18 protein-coding genes are annotated in these 14,739 nt (G+C 69.6%); 9 read left to right on the top strand and 9 right to left on the bottom strand.

The genetic code is table 11. The features are described 5' to 3' along the window. The first annotated feature begins 65 nt into the window (after window positions 1-65). On the top strand, window positions 66-320 hold the full coding sequence (locus PKE75_RS07515; RefSeq protein ID WP_271168095.1) for a hypothetical protein: 255 nt from the start codon (window positions 66-68) through the stop codon (window positions 318-320). A 6-nt stretch (window positions 321-326) separates the two neighbouring features. Here the strand turns inward: PKE75_RS07515 and cobT are convergent, their stop codons facing one another. After that, window positions 327-1,382: a nicotinate-nucleotide--dimethylbenzimidazole phosphoribosyltransferase gene (gene cobT, locus PKE75_RS07510; protein WP_271168094.1), complete on the bottom strand. Its 1,056-nt coding sequence runs from the start codon at window positions 1,380-1,382 to the stop codon at window positions 327-329. A gap of 188 nt (window positions 1,383-1,570) precedes the next feature. On the opposite strand from cobT, the gene cobS reads away from it, so the two are divergent. The 3 genes from cobS to PKE75_RS07495 all read left to right on the top strand — a co-directional run bounded on the left by cobS (window position 1,571) and on the right by PKE75_RS07495 (window position 2,902). After that, window positions 1,571-2,374, top strand: a complete 804-nt coding sequence (gene cobS / locus PKE75_RS07505; protein ID WP_271168093.1) for an adenosylcobinamide-GDP ribazoletransferase — start codon at window positions 1,571-1,573, stop codon at window positions 2,372-2,374. Window positions 2,375-2,438: 64 nt separating this feature from the next. Continuing rightward, window positions 2,439-2,636, top strand: coding sequence for a DUF1289 domain-containing protein (locus PKE75_RS07500; protein ID WP_309298805.1), 198 nt, complete (start codon window positions 2,439-2,441; stop codon window positions 2,634-2,636). Next, entirely contained in the window at window positions 2,633-2,902 is a 270-nt protein-coding gene (locus PKE75_RS07495; protein WP_271168092.1) for a hypothetical protein, read from the top strand. The genes PKE75_RS07500 and PKE75_RS07495 overlap by 4 nt, the downstream gene beginning before the upstream one ends. Window positions 2,903-2,909: 7 nt before the next feature. On the opposite strand, the gene PKE75_RS07490 is transcribed toward PKE75_RS07495, so the two are convergent. From PKE75_RS07490 to gcvA, 3 genes are all read right to left on the bottom strand, one after another. Further along, window positions 2,910-3,752, bottom strand: coding sequence for a sulfite exporter TauE/SafE family protein (locus PKE75_RS07490; RefSeq protein WP_271168091.1), 843 nt, complete (start codon window positions 3,750-3,752; stop codon window positions 2,910-2,912). Then, entirely contained in the window at window positions 3,749-4,774 is a 1,026-nt protein-coding gene (dusA, locus tag PKE75_RS07485; protein WP_271168090.1) for a tRNA dihydrouridine(20/20a) synthase DusA, read from the bottom strand. The genes PKE75_RS07490 and dusA overlap by 4 nt, the downstream gene beginning before the upstream one ends. A gap of 101 nt (window positions 4,775-4,875) precedes the next feature. Continuing rightward, a complete protein-coding gene (gene gcvA, locus PKE75_RS07480) occupies window positions 4,876-5,772 on the bottom strand; it encodes a transcriptional regulator GcvA (protein ID WP_271168089.1) in 897 nt (298 codons plus the stop codon). Between the two features lie 91 nt (window positions 5,773-5,863). On the opposite strand from gcvA, the gene PKE75_RS07475 reads away from it, so the two are divergent. From PKE75_RS07475 to PKE75_RS07465, 3 genes are all read left to right on the top strand, one after another. Then, complete coding sequence (locus PKE75_RS07475; protein ID WP_271168088.1) at window positions 5,864-7,045, top strand: MFS transporter; 1,182 nt, start codon at window positions 5,864-5,866, stop codon at window positions 7,043-7,045. 22 nt (window positions 7,046-7,067) lie between these two features. After that, window positions 7,068-7,829: an SDR family oxidoreductase gene (locus PKE75_RS07470; RefSeq protein WP_271168087.1), complete on the top strand. Its 762-nt coding sequence runs from the start codon at window positions 7,068-7,070 to the stop codon at window positions 7,827-7,829. Between the two features lie 184 nt (window positions 7,830-8,013). Continuing rightward, complete coding sequence (locus tag PKE75_RS07465; RefSeq protein WP_271168086.1) at window positions 8,014-8,235, top strand: hypothetical protein; 222 nt, start codon at window positions 8,014-8,016, stop codon at window positions 8,233-8,235. 18 nt (window positions 8,236-8,253) lie between these two features. Here the strand turns inward: PKE75_RS07465 and PKE75_RS07460 are convergent, their stop codons facing one another. The 3 genes from PKE75_RS07460 to PKE75_RS07450 all read right to left on the bottom strand — a co-directional run bounded on the left by PKE75_RS07460 (window position 8,254) and on the right by PKE75_RS07450 (window position 10,699). Beyond that, the gene (locus PKE75_RS07460; protein ID WP_271168085.1) at window positions 8,254-8,478 is read right to left on the bottom strand and encodes a hypothetical protein; all 225 of its coding nucleotides are present in this window, start codon (window positions 8,476-8,478) and stop codon (window positions 8,254-8,256) included. Window positions 8,479-8,590: 112 nt separating this feature from the next. Continuing rightward, the gene (locus tag PKE75_RS07455; RefSeq protein ID WP_271168084.1) at window positions 8,591-8,896 is read right to left on the bottom strand and encodes a DUF3175 domain-containing protein; all 306 of its coding nucleotides are present in this window, start codon (window positions 8,894-8,896) and stop codon (window positions 8,591-8,593) included. A 24-nt stretch (window positions 8,897-8,920) separates the two neighbouring features. Then, complete coding sequence (locus tag PKE75_RS07450; RefSeq protein WP_271168083.1) at window positions 8,921-10,699, bottom strand: thiamine pyrophosphate-requiring protein; 1,779 nt, start codon at window positions 10,697-10,699, stop codon at window positions 8,921-8,923. 248 nt (window positions 10,700-10,947) lie between these two features. On the opposite strand from PKE75_RS07450, the gene PKE75_RS07445 reads away from it, so the two are divergent. Beyond that, window positions 10,948-11,133 (top strand): hypothetical protein, encoded by a 186-nt coding sequence (locus PKE75_RS07445; RefSeq protein ID WP_271168082.1) that lies wholly within the window; start codon window positions 10,948-10,950, stop codon window positions 11,131-11,133. 77 nt (window positions 11,134-11,210) lie between these two features. Here PKE75_RS07445 and PKE75_RS07440 read toward each other — a convergent pair whose 3' ends face one another. After that, on the bottom strand, window positions 11,211-12,020 hold the full coding sequence (locus tag PKE75_RS07440; RefSeq protein WP_271168081.1) for a transglutaminase-like domain-containing protein: 810 nt from the start codon (window positions 12,018-12,020) through the stop codon (window positions 11,211-11,213). 178 nt (window positions 12,021-12,198) lie between these two features. On the opposite strand from PKE75_RS07440, the gene PKE75_RS07435 reads away from it, so the two are divergent. Next, window positions 12,199-13,575 carry a DUF6716 putative glycosyltransferase gene (locus PKE75_RS07435; protein WP_271168080.1) on the top strand — a complete coding sequence of 459 codons (1,377 nt, stop codon included), beginning with the start codon at window positions 12,199-12,201 and terminating at the stop codon, window positions 13,573-13,575. Window positions 13,576-13,578: 3 nt separating this feature from the next. Here the strand turns inward: PKE75_RS07435 and PKE75_RS07430 are convergent, their stop codons facing one another. Next, a complete protein-coding gene (locus PKE75_RS07430) occupies window positions 13,579-14,733 on the bottom strand; it encodes an acylneuraminate cytidylyltransferase (protein WP_271168526.1) in 1,155 nt (384 codons plus the stop codon). Between the last annotated feature and the right edge of the window lie 6 nt (window positions 14,734-14,739).

Raw genomic sequence — 14,739 nt, 5'->3', positions numbered from 1 at the left:
GCTAAAAGGGCGCTTGGATCGCGCCGCATCAGAACGCGCGACGGGTCTTTCTCGGAGAAGCCATCATGTCCGACGCGACCACCCGGACCCCGTCGAGCGGCGCAGCCCGCATCGTGACGCTCGTCGGCGCGACGGTGCTGATCGCGACCCAGACGATCGCGGCCTCCGTCGCCGGCGGCTGGGCGATCGCGGGCTTCCTGGGACTGGGCGAATACGTGGCTTACGCGCTCGAGGCCGTCGGTCTCGGGCTTGGCGTCTGGGCGGTGACCGCCTTCGTGCGCTCGGCGCTGAAGAACGATCCGGCGCTCAGGCGCGGCTGAGGCCGCTCAGCCCTCGCCCTTGCCGGCCACTGCGGCTTCCGCGAAGGTCGCCATGCCGGTGTGACAGGCGCAGGCCGCCTTGATGATGGCGACCGCGAGCGCGCCGCCCGACCCTTCTCCGAGCCGCATGTTGAGATTTAAGAGCGGCTTGAGCTCCAGCCGTTTCAGCAGGCGTTTGTGCGCGGCCTCGGCGGACTGGTGGCCCGACAGGCAATGCGCGAGCGCGCTGGCGTCCAGGGCGTGCAGGACGGCGGCGGCGGCGGTCGCGACGAAGCCGTCGATCACGATCGGCACGCGCTCAAGCCGCGCCGCAAGGATCGCGCCCGCCATCGCCGCGAACTCGCGGCCGCCGACGCGCCGGAGCGCCTCGAGGGGGTCGTCAAGATGGCCGGCGTGGGTCTCGAGCGCGGCTTCGACGGTCGCCACCTTGCGGGCGTATCCCTCGTCGTCGACGCCGGTGCCGCGACCGACCCAGTCGCTCGCCTCTCCGCCGAACAGAGCGCAGGCGAGCGTCGAGGCCACCGTGGTGTTGCCGATGCCCATCTCACCCACGACAAGCAGATCGACGCCGCCCGCGATCGCCTCCATGCCGTAGGCGATCGTCGCCGCGCATTCTTGCTCGGTCATCGCCGGCTCGACCGTGAAGTCGGGCGTCGGCTTCTCGGTCGCGAGGTCGAAGACCTTCAGTCCGACCCCGAAGGTCGAGCAGATCTGGTTGATCGCGGCGTGGCCCGCCGAGAACGCGTCCAGCATCTGGCTCGTCACGGAGGCCGGGAACGCCGAGACGCCGCGTGCGGCGATCCCATGGCTGCCCGCGAAGATCGCGACCAGCGGGCGGTCGACCGTCGGCTGGTCCTTGCCCTGCCAGGCCGCAAGCCATTCCGAGATTTCCTCCAGCCGGCCGAGCGAGCCCGCAGGCTTGACCAGCTGCGCCTCGCGGGCGCAGACGACCGCCGCGGCCTCCGCGTCCGGTCCCTTGATCCGCGCGACCAGCGCCCGGATGTCGTCGAAGGGCAGCCCCGTCTGACTCGGTGGAGCGGCCGCTTCGGTCACCTGCGTCATGACAGCCCCGTGACGTGTTTCCAAGGCTTGCGGCTTAGCGGAACCACGGACCTGCGCCAAGCGGGACCAGACGCCGCGCCGCCGGCGTCCGCCGCCGCTCTCCGCTTTTCGGATCGACGGACCGCGACGAAACAGTCGTGGACGACCGGAAAGTCGGGCATGACGATGGCGAAGGAGCATCCCCGACCATGGCATACGACGCGCGCCCCCCGAAGATCTTCGCCGCGGCCGGCAACCCGTTCGACGCGGCGGGCGACGCGTTGCGGTTCTTCACGCGGCTGCCGGTGCCGCCGGGCTGGGGAACGCGTCAGCCGGACAGGATCTTCGACGGCGTCGCGGCGCTTGCTCCATTTGCGGGCGCGGTGATCGGGGCGCTCTCCGGCGTCGCTCTCACCGCCTGCCTCGCGCTCGGCCTCGCGCCCCTGGCGGCCGCCGTCTTCGCCGTCGCGGCCGGCGTGCTGGTCTCCGGCGCGCTTCATCAGGACGGGCTGGCCGACGTCGTCGACGGCTTCGGCGGCGGAGCGACCCGCGAGCGCAAGCTCGCGATCATGCGCGACAGCGGCGTCGGAGCCTATGGCGCGACCGCGCTCAGCCTCGCGCTCATGGCCCGCGTCGCGCTCGTCGCGAGCCTCGTCGCCTCGCTTGGTCCCGAGAGCGCGGTCCTCGCACTGATCGCGGCCGCCGCGCTGTCCCGCCCGCTCGCCTTGCTGCCGACGCGGCTCTCCGCGCCCGCACGCGGCGAGGGCGCCGGCGCGTCCGCCCGGCCGAAGGCGCGTTCGGTCGCGATCGGATGCGCGCTCGGGCTTGCGACCACCATCGCCTTCGGCGGCGTGCCGGGCGGCGTGGCGGCGGCGGCGTTCGGCGGCGCTGCGGCGCTCGGCGTCGTCGCCCTCGCCCGCCGCCAGATCGGCGGCTACACCGGCGACGTCTGCGGCGCCGCGGCCGAACTCGCGGAGATCGCGGCTCTCGCCGCGCTTGCCGCGTTCGCCTGACGCCTTCCCTCCCCCCACGAAATCGCGTCTTGCGTCCACCCGTCCGCCGCGCCAAGTCTCGGCCATGCTCGACCGCCGACCGATCCAGTCGCCCTGCGTCTCCGTCTGCGTGATGAACGCGCAGACCGGCCTGTGCGACGGCTGTTTCCGGACGCTCGCCGAAATCGGCGGCTGGTCGCGGCTGTCTCCGGACGAACGCGACCGGGTGATGGCGTTGCTGCCGGCGCGCAGGGCCGCGGCTGCGGAAAGCTTGCGCCCGTGAGCAACAGGCGGATCTCTGAAATTCTCGTCGCGGTGGTGCTGGCGGCGATCGCGACCTTCGTGGTGGCGGATCTCGCCGGCGGGTTCGGGACCTTCCCGGACGGCCGGTGGGCCTCGGCGATCGCCATGCTGTGCCTCGCCGTCTGGATCGGGCCCGGCGTGTTCCGACGCTACCGCGGGAACGGCGGGGCGGCGCTGAAGGCGATCGCGGTCTGGCTCGCCATCGCCTGCGCCGTCGCGCTCGCCTATTCCTACGGCGCGGGCTGAACGGCCTTCACGTCAGCAGGTCCTGGACGAAGCGCGCGGAGACCAGCGCCAGAAATATCCCGAACGTGATGGTCAGCTTGCGCTTGGAGAGCCCGTGCGCGATCCGCACGCCGATCGGCGCGCACAGCACCGAGACCGGCGCCATCAGCGCGACGCCGATCAGCGAGACGTAGCCGATCGAGAGCGGCGGCAGCTTGTCGAGATGGGGCAACCCGGCGACGACATAGGCCAGCGCCGCCGGGATCGAGATCAGCGCGCCGAGGCCGGCCGAGGTGCCGATCGCCTTGTGGATCGGTCGCCCGTAAAGCGTCAGGAACAGCGTGCCGAGCGTGCCGCCGCCGATGCCGATCAGCGCGGACAGCACGGCGATCACGAAGCCCCAGAGACCGGTGACGGCGCGCCCGGGAAGCTCGTCGGCGATGCGCCTGCCGTCGCGGCCGAAGATCAGGTTCGCCGACATCGCCGCCGCGAAGACCGCGAACACGACCTTCAGCGCGTCGGAGCCGACATAGCCGGCGACGCCCCCGCCGAGGACGGCTCCGATGATCACCGGGACGATCCAGGCTTTCAGCGCGACCTCATCCACCGAACCCCGCAATTGATGGGACCGGAACGAGCGGATCGAGGTCGGGATGATGATCGCGAGCGACGTGCCGACGGCAAGCTGCATCTCGACGTCGTCGGCGACGCCGATGTGGTGGAACAGCTCGGCCAGCACCGGCACGATGACGGCGCCGCCGCCGACGCCGAACAGGCCGGCGAGCACGCCGGTGACGACGCCCGCCGCCAGCAGCCCGAGCGCCAGTTCGACGATCTCGCTGACCGGCGTCGAGCCGAGAAGCCCGGTCACGCCGCTTCGTTCGCGAGCGCGTGGTCGTCGACGAGGTCGAGCGCGCGGCGAAGCACGTCGACCGTCGCGCCAGCCTTCGGCGCCTCTTCGCTCAGCAGCCTGCGGTAAGCGCGCGCGCCCGGCCGTCCCGGGAACAGGCCGAGCATGTGGCGCGTGAAGTTCGACAGGCGGCCGCCGCGTGCGAGATGCGCCTCGATCGCGGGGAACAGGCTTTCCGCCGCCTCGCGCGCCGTCTCGTGCGGGGGAGCGACCCCGAACACGGCGCGGTCGACGCCGAGCAGCAGCTCCGGGTTCTGGTAGGCCGCGCGGCCAAGCATGACGCCGTCGAGCGCCGCCCCGTCGCGCGGCTCGAGCAGCGCGAGCGCCTCGTCCAGCGTCGCAACGCCGCCGTTGATCGAGACCGGCAGATCGGGAAAGCGTCGCTTCAGACGGAAGACCCGGCTGTAATCGAGCGGCGGAACCTCGCGGTTCTCCTTCGGGCTCAAGCCCTTGAGCCAGGCCTTGCGGGCGTGCACCACCAGCGCGTCGACCCCGGCCGCGACCACAGCGTCGGCCAGACGGTCGAGCGCCTCTTCCGGATCCTGGTCGTCGATCCCGATCCGGCACTTCACCGTCACGGGGATCGCGACCGCGGCCTTCATCGCGGCCACGCAATCGGCGACCCGGTCTGGCTCCGCCATCAGGCAGGCGCCGAACCGGCCGTCCTGCACGCGGTCGGAGGGGCATCCGACATTGAGGTTGATCTCGTCATAGCCAACGCCCTCGACGATCCGCGCGGCTTCGGCGAGTTCGCCCGGCTCCGACCCGCCGAGCTGGACCGCGACGGGATGTTCTTCGTCGTAGAACCCCAGCAGCCGCTCGCGCGGCCCGAAGCGCACGGCCCCGGTCGTCACCATCTCGGTGTAGAGCTGCGCCCGCCCGCTCAGCGCCCGATGGAACAGCCGGCACTGCCGGTCGGTCCAGTCCATCATCGGCGCGACCGAGAATCTATGCCCAGGATGCTTCATGGTTTTCTGCGACATCTGATCGTCAGGTCTTACCGGGCGCGCGCCGGACGCGCACGAAAAAACGGCTGTCGGGCGCATGGCCTGCCGGCATGACCGTTGAGGCGACGGGCCAGCGGTCAGTCCGATCGCCTGTCGGGTCGGCGAAGCCAGCTGCAGAACGCCTGGACGGCGGGATCATCGGCGCGAGCGTCGGGGACGTAAGTGAAGTAGCTTCGGGCCGCGAGCGCGGGCCCTTCGAACGGCATGACGAGACGGCCGGCCTTCACGTCGTCCGCAACGAGCGCCGTCGGCCCCATGGCGATCCCTACCCCGTCGAGAGCCGCCTGCAGCGTCAGGTAAAAATGCTCGAACGTCACCGAACCTGCGGGCGCCAGGTTCGGCACTCTTGCTGCGACGAGCCATTGCGGCCAGACGCCGGGCAGCGTGGCTGCGTGCAACAGGGTGTGGCGCGCGAGATCCTCGGGCGCGGTCAACGCAAGACGCTGCAGCAGCCGCGGACTGCAAACCGGGATGCGCGTTTCCGGCAGGAAAAGCTGCGCGACGTGGCCATGGATCTGCTCCGGGCCGCCGCGGATGGCGACATCATAGGGATCGTGCAGATCGTGGAGCGGCGCGTTCGATGTCGTCAGTCGAACCTCGACGTTGGGATGCGCCAGCTGAAACGCCGATAGACGCGGGATAAGCCAGCGAAGCGTGAAGGTCGCCAGGGCGTTCACGCGCAGCAGCCGACCCGGACCCTGCTCTAGATGCCGCGCGGTCGCCGCCGAGATCCGATCGAAGGCCGCTCCGATTTCTGCGAGATAGGCCGCGCCGCTCTCCGTCAGCGTGACGCGTCGGTTGGTGCGTATGAACAGCGCCCGACCGAACCAGTCCTCCAGTGCGCGGACCTGTCGGCTGATCGCGCCGTGCGTGAGATGAAGCTCCTCCGCCGCGCGGGTGAAGCTCTGGTTCCGGGCGGCGGCCTCGAAGACTCGCAGGGCGTTCAACGGGGGGAGCCGGCGATCCGTTCGCATCAGTTTTCCTCACAGATCATGTCAGGATAAGTCGTTTGTCAGAGCGATCCACCCAGGCGATGTGTGACGAAACCTCTCGCACTGGACTCCCATGTCGTTGGCCCATTCGATTTCCGCTGATGTGTCCGGCCGAGCAGGCGCCAACCGCACGCTGGCCATCACCAGCCTCGTGCACGCCCTGCATGACGGATACACGGACCTCATCTACGTGCTCCTGCCGATCTGGCAGGCGGAGTTTGGCCTGAGCTACAGCCTGCTCGCGCTCCTTCGCGGCGTCTACGCCGGCGCGATGGCTGCGCTGCAGGTGCCGTCGGGACGTCTGGCGGAGCGAATGGACGGGCGCGCGATCCTCGCGGCGGGGACGGCGCTCGCTGTTCTCGGATATGTTTTCGCCGGGTTCTCGGGCGGCTTCATCGGTCTCTGCGCAAGCCTCGCCGTGTCCGGCGCCGGATCGAGCACCCAGCATCCGATCGCGTCGGCGGCGGTGTCGCGGGCTTTCGGCAAGGCCGCGCGAGGCCCGATCGGGACATACAATTTCAGCGGCGACCTCGGAAAGGCGGCGCTGCCGGCTCTGACCTCCGTGCTTCTGACGCTGACGTCCTGGCGAAGCGCGCTTTTGGTGTTGGCTGCACTCGGACTGGTGGCCGCCGCGGCGGTGGCGTTCATGCCGGCGATTCGCAGAGCGGAGACGGCGGCTCCGGAGCGCAGCAGAAGCGACGTCGGACGCCGGGGCGGCTTCCCGCTGCTTTGCGCCATCGGCGGCTTGGATACGGCCGCCCGCATGGGCTTCCTGACGTTCCTGCCGTTCATGCTTCAGTCGAAAGGCGCGACGCTTCCCACCATTGGCGGCGCTTTCGCCGCGGTGTTCGTCGGCGGCGCGGCCGGCAAGTTCGCCTGCGGCTGGCTGGGCGAGCGCCTCGGCGTTCTGCGCACCGTTCTGCTGACCGAAGGCGCCACCGTCGTCCTGATCCTCGGATCCATGACGTTGCCCCTGGTTCCGGCGCTCGCGCTCCTGCCGGCGGTCGGCGTCGCGCTGAACGGCACATCGACGGTCCTCTACGGCACCGTCCCCGAGATTGCTCCGGCCGGCCGCGTGGAGAACGCCTTCGCGATCTTCTACACCGCCGTCATCGGCTCCGGCGCGCTCGCCCCCGTCCTCTATGGCGTCGTCGGCGACGCCGGCGGCTGGGCCTGGGGGATGGCCGGGGCGGCGGCGACGGCGCTGCTCACGCTGCCGTTCGCGGTCCTGCTCGCGCCGCACTTGTCGCGCTGAGCGCCACATGAAGGTTCGCCAAATGGAAACGATCTCTCAGGCGCCGCTGATCCTGATCACAGGCGGAAGCCGCGGCGTAGGCGCAGCGACGGCGCGGCTCGCCGCCGCACGAGGCTATGATGTGGCGATCAGCTTCGTCTCGAACGAGTCCGCCGCCCTTGAGGTGGCGGCCGATGTCGAGGCTTTAGGGCGTCGGGCCCTGCCCGTGCGCGCGGACAGCGCGGATCCCGAGCAGGTCGCCCAGCTCTTCGCCGCGATCGACGCGACCTTCGGCCGGATCGATGTGCTGGTGAACAACGCCGCGATAATCGGGCGGCAGTCGCGGCTGGAGGATCTCGGATTCGAGCGGATGCAGCGGATCTTCGCGGTCAACGCGATCGGCCCGATCCTCTGCGCGCAGCAGGCGGCGAAGCGCATGTCGTATCGTCACAACGGGCGGGGCGGCGTCGTGATCAACATCTCATCGGCGTCGGCCCGGCTCGGCAGTCCGAACGAATATGTCGACTACGCCGCCTCGAAGGGCGCGCTTGAGACATTCTCCACCGGCTTCGCCAAGGAGGTCGCGCGGGAGGGGATACGCGTCGCCTGCATTCGCCCTGGGCACATCTACACTGAGATGCACGCCAGCGGCGGAGAGCCGGGACGGGTGGATCGCGTCAAGGACGCGATCCCCATGGGAAGAGGCGGCCAACCTGAGGAGGTCGCGCAGGCGATCCTCTGGCTGGCGAGCGCCGAGGCCTCCTTCATCACCAACACGGTCCTCGACGTCACCGGCGGCAAGTGAGCGACCGGAAGCGCCGGCGCTCTTGGAGCGGCTTGGCCTGAAGCGCGTCCGCGCCCGGCTTCCGGAGGGGATGCGGCCTTCTTCGAGGGCGGCGACCGGCGCGGGGAAGGCGGACTGGGCAATGTAATGCTAAGGTGTTTGCCCGTGGGGCCGATCCGGCTCCGCGTCATGCAAAGGAGAGCCGATGTCCGATCAAGCCATTGGCCGTACCGGCAAACTGTTCGCGGCTTCGAAAGCCGATGAGACGACGCGCTCTGCGCGCGAGATCATCGATCGTGAGACCGCCGCCCGAGACGCCAAGACCGCAAGGCTGCGGCTCGCGCGGTTGGAGAAGGAGAAAGCCGACGCGAAGGCCGCCATGAAGCCGAAGCCGAAAGGCCGCCCGACCAAGACCGCTGAGGCCTAAGCCGGCCGGCCGCCGTCCTCAATGCGCCAGGACGAACGCCGCGAGCGACTCGCCGGCCGCGATGACGGCGAGGACGATGCCGCCGCACAGGACGCTGTCCCTGGCGAGATCCGTCAGAAGGCGCCTCTCGGATTGCGCCGCCTGGTGAGGCTGACCGACCTGTCGAAGCGTCGCGCGAAGCGCTCCGAACAGGAGTCCCATGCCTATGGCGACAAGGCCTGTGGTGATTGCAGGATTCGCCATGTCGGCCTCCTCGAGCCGCCGATACAAACAGAAGATGTTCTTCGGCGAATGATCTGGTGACCGGAGGCCGCCCGATCAACCGAGGGCCGATGGCCCTGCTAAAGCGCCGCGCTTATTCCTCCCTTCCGAACAGCTTGCGCAGTTCATCCTTGGCGGCTTCGAGCGTCTTGCGCCGCCCTGCGTCGAGATTCTTGCCCGAGCGGTTGATGTGGAACGTCAGCATCGAGATCGCCGAGCGGTAAGGATCGGATTTCCGGCGGTCGCTCTTCTCCGCCGAACGCTTCAGCGATCCGGCGATCTCGGCCGGGTCGTCCTTGGTGAAAACGCCCTCTTCGAGATCGAGAGCGTCGCTGGTCTCCGTCACCTCCTGGGACCATTTCTCCCCGCTTTTCGCGTGGCTCTGCTTCGGTGAAGCCATGGCTGCGCCCTCCTCTTTCGCCGCCTATCCCGGCGTCAGCACGCTGAGCGCCGCCTTCGCGGTGTTGCGCAAGACGCCGCCGCGCTCCGGATCGCGCGGCCACGAGGTCATGAAGGCGCGGATCTGGCTGAGCGTAAGGTGTGGCGGCATCGGCGGGACGTTGGGGTCGGTCTTGACCTCGAGCACCACCGGGCGGTCGGCCGACAGCGCGTCGTCCCACGCCTCGCCCAGCCTGTCCGGATCGTCGACATACAAACCCTTCAGGCCGATCAGTTCGGCGAAACGGTGATAGGGCACGTTGGGAAGCGCCTGGGAGGTCTCGAATTTCGGATCGCCCTCCATCGCACGCTGCTCCCAGGTGACCTGGTTCAGGTCCTCGTTGTTCAGCACCATCACCACGAGGTTCGGGGTCGCCCATTCGCGCCAGTATTTCTGGATCGTGATGAGCTCGGCCATGTTGTTCATCTGCATGGCGCCGTCGCCGACCAGCGCGATGACGGGACGGTCCGGATACGCGAATTTCGCGGCGATCGCGTAAGGCACGGCGGCGCCCATGGACGCGAGGCCGCCCGACAGCGAGGCTTTCATGCCGCGGCGGATCTTGAGGTCGCGCGCGTACCAGTTCGCGCAGGAGCCGCTGTCGGAGGTCAGGATCGCGCGCTCGGGCAGCCGCGGGCTGAGCTCCCAGAACACGCGCTGCGGATTGACGGGCTCGGCGGAGACCATCGCCCGCTTCTCCATCGTCCTCCAGGATTTCTCGACGCTCTTCTCGACCTTCCGCCGCCACGAGCCGCGGTCCTTCGGCTCGATCAGCGGCAGGAGCGCCGCGAGCGTCTCCGCGGCGTCGCCGACGAGCGGGACTTCGACCGGATAGCGCAGCGACAGCATGCCCGGCTTGAGGTCGATCTGGACCGCGCGCGCCTGGCCCGGCTCAGGCAGGAACTCCGAATAGGGAAAGCCCGTGCCGATCATGAGCAGCGTGTCGCAGGCCTCCATCATCTCGGAGCTCGCCGGCGTCCCGAGCAGGCCGATCGAGCCGGTGACGAAAGGCAGGTCGTCCGGCAGCGCGGCCTTGCCGAGCAGCGCCTTGGCGACGCCTGCGCCCAGGCGCTCCGCGATTTCGATCACCTCGTCGGTGGCGCCGAGAGCGCCGGCCCCGACCAGGATGGCGACCCGCGAGCCCTCGTTCAGCACGGCGGCGGCGCGCTTCAGGTCCCGCTCATAGGGCGTGACCTTCGGCTTTGCGTAGCCGACGCCCGAGAACACCGAACCGTGGAGGCGAGGCGGCTCTTCATAGGGAAGATCCTGCAGGTCGTTCGGGAAGATCAAAGCCGTCACCGCGCGCTCGCCGATCGCGATGCGGGCCGCCCGATCGATCAGGTGGCGGACCTGGCTCGGCACGTTCGCCTGCTCGCAGAACGCGCCGGCGACGTCCTTGAACATCGCCTTGAGATCGATCTCCTGCTGGTAGTGCGACCCGAGCGCGGTGCGCGCCTGCTGGCCGGCGATCGCGAGCACCGGCATATGGTCGGCGGCTGCGTCATAGAGCCCGGTGAGAAGGTGGGACGCCCCAGGCCCCGAGGTCGCGAGGCAGACGCCAAGCTCTCCCGTGAACTTGGCGTGAGCCGAGGCCATGAAGGCCGCCATCTCCTCATGGCGCGTCTGGACGAACTTGATGTCGCCGTCCCGGCGGTTGAGAGCGCCCAGCAGACCGTTCACGCCGTCGCCCGGATAACCGAACACGCGGGTCACGCCCCAGGCCTTGAGGCGGTCCCAGAAATAGTCGCCGACCGTCCGGGTCATGCGGTTCTCCTCGCTGGATGTTCGGCTGCACGAGCACGCGAGAATTGTCTCGAGGCGCAATCGTCAGTCCGAGGATCTTGCTGGGAGAACTCCGCGGCCCGCGGTCATGTTCCCGTGCGCCGGATCGCGGTCCGCGAGACCGGCGCCCGCAATGACGCTGCGGCGTCATATCAAGCGCGCCATATGACGGGCGCCGTTATAGCGCCCAGAAGCAGTCGCCGATCCGGGCGACCAAGAGGAATCACATGATGAAAGCGCTTCTCCTGATCGTCGGCGTCCTGTCCCTTGCGATCGGCGGCCTCTGGATCGGCCAGGGCGCCGGCTATATCGCCTGGCCGAGCGAAAGCTTCATGATCAACCAGAGCGAATGGGCCTATTACGGCGCCGCGCTGGCGATCTTCGGGCTCGTTCTGGTCGCTCTGTCGAGGCGCTAGCGTCCGACGCCCCGGCCCTCAGCGGCTGGCTGCGCGCGAGACGTCGCGGCGGCCGGCGCCTTCGGGCGGGGCCGCCGTCACTCCACCACCTCGTCGGTCCAGACGTTGAACGTCTTGAGGTAGCTCGGGCCGAACACGTTGGTCAGCGCGACGTCGGAGGCGTCGCGGCCGCGGCCCATGACGATGCGGGCGATGCGGGGCTTGTTGTGGCGGGCGTCGAAGGTGTACCAGCGGCCGCCGAGATAGACCTCCATCCAGGCGCTGAAATCCATCGGAGCCGGGTCCTTCGGCACGCCGATGTCGCCGAGATAGCCGGTGGCGTAGCGCGCCGGAATGTTCATGCAGCGGCAGAGCGTGACCGCAAGATGCGCGAAATCGCGGCAGACGCCCTGCTGCTCCTCATAAGCCTCGTAGGCGGACTTCGTCGGCCGCGCGAAGCGGTAGCCGAAATTGATGCGGTGATGAACGTAGTCGACGATCGCCTGAACGCGGCTCCATCCCGGCGCCGTATTGCCGAACAGGCTCCATGCGGTCTCGCTCAGCCGATCGGTTTCGCAGTAGCGGCTGCCGAGGAGGTAGACGAGCGTGTCGTCGGGGAGGTCCTCGACGGCGATCTGGACGGCGTCCGGCGCGTAAAGGTCAGGCTCGCCGCTGTCGGCGACAAGCGCGTTGGTCCTCAGGGTGAAATCGCCGGCCGGCGCGGTCATGCGGCTGCAGATATTGCCGAAACCGTCGAGATAGACGGAGATCGGAACGTGAGGTTCAACCGTAATTCGGTCCGAGACGATCAGGTCCTTCTCCCGGCTCGGATGTATGTTCAGCATCGCGAGCAAGGGGGTGGTCTGTTGGAACGTGTAGGCGATCTCGAAACCCACGCGGACCTTCATGAGGACCGTCGCTGGATCGCTCGGGCGGCCGGCGGGACGAGGGGCATGATGTGACGCCTGAATCTGGAGCGGAAGCGGGGACGCGCATACGGCCGTTAAACGCCTGCACGCCTATGATCGTTGCCTTTATCGACAGGCAAAATTCACGCCGCCCGCGCGACGGATCGATGACGTCTCGATGAAACAACGCCGCGTTCTGTTCGCATGCGACCTCGACAGTCAGGTCTTCGGCGCGCTACCGCTCGCGCTGTCCTTCGCCGCACGCGGCTGGCGCGTCGGTTTCGCGATCGACGCCGGACGGATGGGCGGCGCGGTTCGCGAGCGGCTTTCCGGCCGGTTCGAGATCATCGAGCGCTCGCTCGGCGCGCTCGCCGTCCAGGAGGACGCGCTCGGCTGCGACGCCATCGGGGTCTATGCGACCGGCAGCCGGGTCGCGCTCTTCCGCCATGCCGCGGAGCTGGCCGCCCGCGTGCTCGGGCGCCCGCGGCCTGCGCTGTTCTGCGGCTTCAACGGGCTGGTGCTCAACCGGTTCGAGGAAGGCGTCGCCTGGCGTCTCGGCTTCGACCAGATCTGCCTCAACGGGCCGCGCGACCGCGAGGCGTTCTCGCATTTCGTCACGACCACGGAATTTTCCGGACAACCGGTGGTCGTCACCGGCCTGAGGCGCCGGACCGACGCCGCGCCGCAGCCGATGAAGCCGCAGCCGGGGCCGGGCCGCAGGCTGTTCGTGTTCGCCGAGCAGGTCGCTGCGCCCGCCGATCCCAGACGGCGGTTCGAGCTGGTCACGGCGCTCGCGCGGCTCGCCGCCGCGAGCCCGGGATGGGACGTCGCGATCAAGGCGCGCGTGCGCCCGGAGGAGCAGACCTTCCACGACCAGACCCGCCATGTCGAGAAGCTGGTCGCGAAGCTGCCCGACCGGCCGGCGAACCTCTTCGTCTCCTATGAGCCGCTTGACGATCTGCTGCCGCGCGCCGACCTGTTCGGCACGATCTCCTCGACCGCGCTGTTCGACGCGCTCGACAATGGCGTGCCGAGCCTGCTGGTCGCGGATTTCGGCGTCCGCAACGCGCACGGCGCCCATGTCGTGTTCGGCAGCGGGCTCAGCGTGAAGCTGGGCGAACTCGCCTCGCTCGACGCCGCGCCGCGCCGCGCGCCCGACCCGCAGTGGCTCGACCGCGTCGGCTATGGCGACCAGCATTCCCCTGATGCGCTGATCGACCGGCTCGAAGCCTTCGACCCGTCCGTCCCGCTGCCGAACGCCCTCTACATGTTCGAGGAGGCCGCCCATGGCGCGGCGCCGTCATCGGCGTTCGCCAGGACCATCATCGCCTCGCGGAACGAGACGGAGGCCGCCTGGGCGGCCGGCGATTGCGCCGCCGCCCGCGCGGCGATCGGCCGTCTCGGCTCGGCGATCGAGCGCTCCGACCGGCAGCGCGCTATCGACGAGGCCTGGCGCACCCGCGAGGGCCGCGCCGCCCGCGCCGCCCGCCGCTTCGGGCTCTACGGCGCCTACAAACGGCTGCGCCGGCGGGTCGTCGGCGAGTTTCCGGCCTAGCGGCTAGCCTGCGGCGAGTATCAGCGCCTCGCACAGTTCGCGCAGCGCGCCCTTGCCGCCATCCGCCTTCGTCACGTAGCGCGCGGCGGCGAGCGCCTCGGGCCGGGCGTCGGCCGGCGCGACAGGAAAGCCGACCGCGCGCATGCAGGCCAGATCGTTGACGTCGTTGCCGATATAGGCGGCCTCGCCGCGGCCGAAGCCGTGCTCCGCCAGCCAGCGGTCGAGCTCCGGCAGCTTGTCGTCGATCCCCTGCCGCACCTCGATCTTGAGCTTTCGCCCGCGCGCCGAGACGACCGGGTTCGGCTCCTTGGACAGGATCAGCAGCTTGATGTCCGTCAACCTGGCGAGGCGGTCGAGGCCCATGCCGTCCGAGCGGCTGGCGAACACGGCCTCGCGGCCGTCCTGATCGACGAGCACGCGATCGTCCGTGAACACGCCGTCGAAATCCATCACCAGCGCCTTCAGGCCGCTGGGAATCGGCGGGCGCGCATCGGCGCGGACCACCAGCATCGCCTCGGCGAGCGCGAGGTCGGCCGCGCTGTCGATCTCGATCGTTGGCCCGTCGACCGGCACGAGGATCGTCTTTCCGCAGAACCGCGAGCCGGCGGCGCGGAAGGCGAGCGCGTCCATCGCGTAGACCGCGCCGGTCTCGCGATAGCGCGGCTCGAGGTCCTGCCGCCGCCTGCGCGGAGCCGTATGGTCGTGGTTGACGCCGAAGGCCGCGCCGTCCGCGCCGACGCCCCAGAGGAAACCGTGGTCGGGCGCGACGGTGAAGGCGCAGGCGGCCCCTTCACGCCCGAGCGCCGCGACGCAGGCGTCGATTTCGGCGGGCGTCGTGAAGGGCGAGGTGCATTGCAGGAAGACGAGCACGCCGACCGACTCGCCCTCCGCCTCGATCATGCCGAGGGCGTGGACGAGCGCGCTCTCGGAAGAGGACGCATCGCCGGCGATCTCCTCCGGCCGGTCGATCGTCCCGGCGCCCGCGGCCCGCGCCGCGGCCGCGATCTCCGGATCGTCGGTCGAGACATAGACCGCATCGATCGTCGCAGCGGCCCGCGCCGCGGCGACGGTGCGCGCGACCAGCGGGACGCCGCCGAGCAGACGAAGGTTCTTGCGCGGCAAGCCCTTGGAGCCCCCGCGCGCGGGAATGACCGCCACCCGTTT

Origin of the sequence: Hansschlegelia plantiphila, from assembly GCF_027922265.1 — a bacterium.
Taxonomy (GTDB): Bacteria; Pseudomonadota; Alphaproteobacteria; order Rhizobiales; family Methylopilaceae; genus Methylopila; species Methylopila plantiphila.
This window is presented reverse-complemented; position numbering and strand designations above follow the sequence as displayed.

What these genes read in the sequence shown, in the direction of transcription:
- gcvA (WP_271168089.1), bottom strand. Translation starts at nt 5,772, where the DNA reads ATGCGAACGGATCGCCGGCTCCCCCCGTTGAACGCCCTGCGAGTCTTC.
- PKE75_RS07460 (WP_271168085.1), bottom strand. Translation starts at nt 8,478, where the DNA reads ATGGCGAATCCTGCAATCACCACAGGCCTTGTCGCCATAGGCATGGGA.
- PKE75_RS07455 (WP_271168084.1), bottom strand. Translation starts at nt 8,896, where the DNA reads ATGGCTTCACCGAAGCAGAGCCACGCGAAAAGCGGGGAGAAATGGTCC.
- PKE75_RS07470 (WP_271168087.1), top strand. Translation starts at nt 7,068, where the DNA reads ATGGAAACGATCTCTCAGGCGCCGCTGATCCTGATCACAGGCGGAAGC.
- cobT (WP_271168094.1), bottom strand. Translation starts at nt 1,382, where the DNA reads ATGACGCAGGTGACCGAAGCGGCCGCTCCACCGAGTCAGACGGGGCTG.
- PKE75_RS07445 (WP_271168082.1), top strand. Translation starts at nt 10,948, where the DNA reads ATGAAAGCGCTTCTCCTGATCGTCGGCGTCCTGTCCCTTGCGATCGGC.
- dusA (WP_271168090.1), bottom strand. Translation starts at nt 4,774, where the DNA reads ATGTCGCAGAAAACCATGAAGCATCCTGGGCATAGATTCTCGGTCGCG.
- PKE75_RS07440 (WP_271168081.1), bottom strand. Translation starts at nt 12,020, where the DNA reads ATGAAGGTCCGCGTGGGTTTCGAGATCGCCTACACGTTCCAACAGACC.
- PKE75_RS07450 (WP_271168083.1), bottom strand. Translation starts at nt 10,699, where the DNA reads ATGACCCGGACGGTCGGCGACTATTTCTGGGACCGCCTCAAGGCCTGG.
- PKE75_RS07500 (WP_309298805.1), top strand. Translation starts at nt 2,439, where the DNA reads ATGCTCGACCGCCGACCGATCCAGTCGCCCTGCGTCTCCGTCTGCGTG.
- PKE75_RS07465 (WP_271168086.1), top strand. Translation starts at nt 8,014, where the DNA reads ATGTCCGATCAAGCCATTGGCCGTACCGGCAAACTGTTCGCGGCTTCG.
- PKE75_RS07515 (WP_271168095.1), top strand. Translation starts at nt 66, where the DNA reads ATGTCCGACGCGACCACCCGGACCCCGTCGAGCGGCGCAGCCCGCATC.
- PKE75_RS07475 (WP_271168088.1), top strand. Translation starts at nt 5,864, where the DNA reads ATGTCGTTGGCCCATTCGATTTCCGCTGATGTGTCCGGCCGAGCAGGC.
- PKE75_RS07435 (WP_271168080.1), top strand. Translation starts at nt 12,199, where the DNA reads ATGAAACAACGCCGCGTTCTGTTCGCATGCGACCTCGACAGTCAGGTC.
- cobS (WP_271168093.1), top strand. Translation starts at nt 1,571, where the DNA reads ATGGCATACGACGCGCGCCCCCCGAAGATCTTCGCCGCGGCCGGCAAC.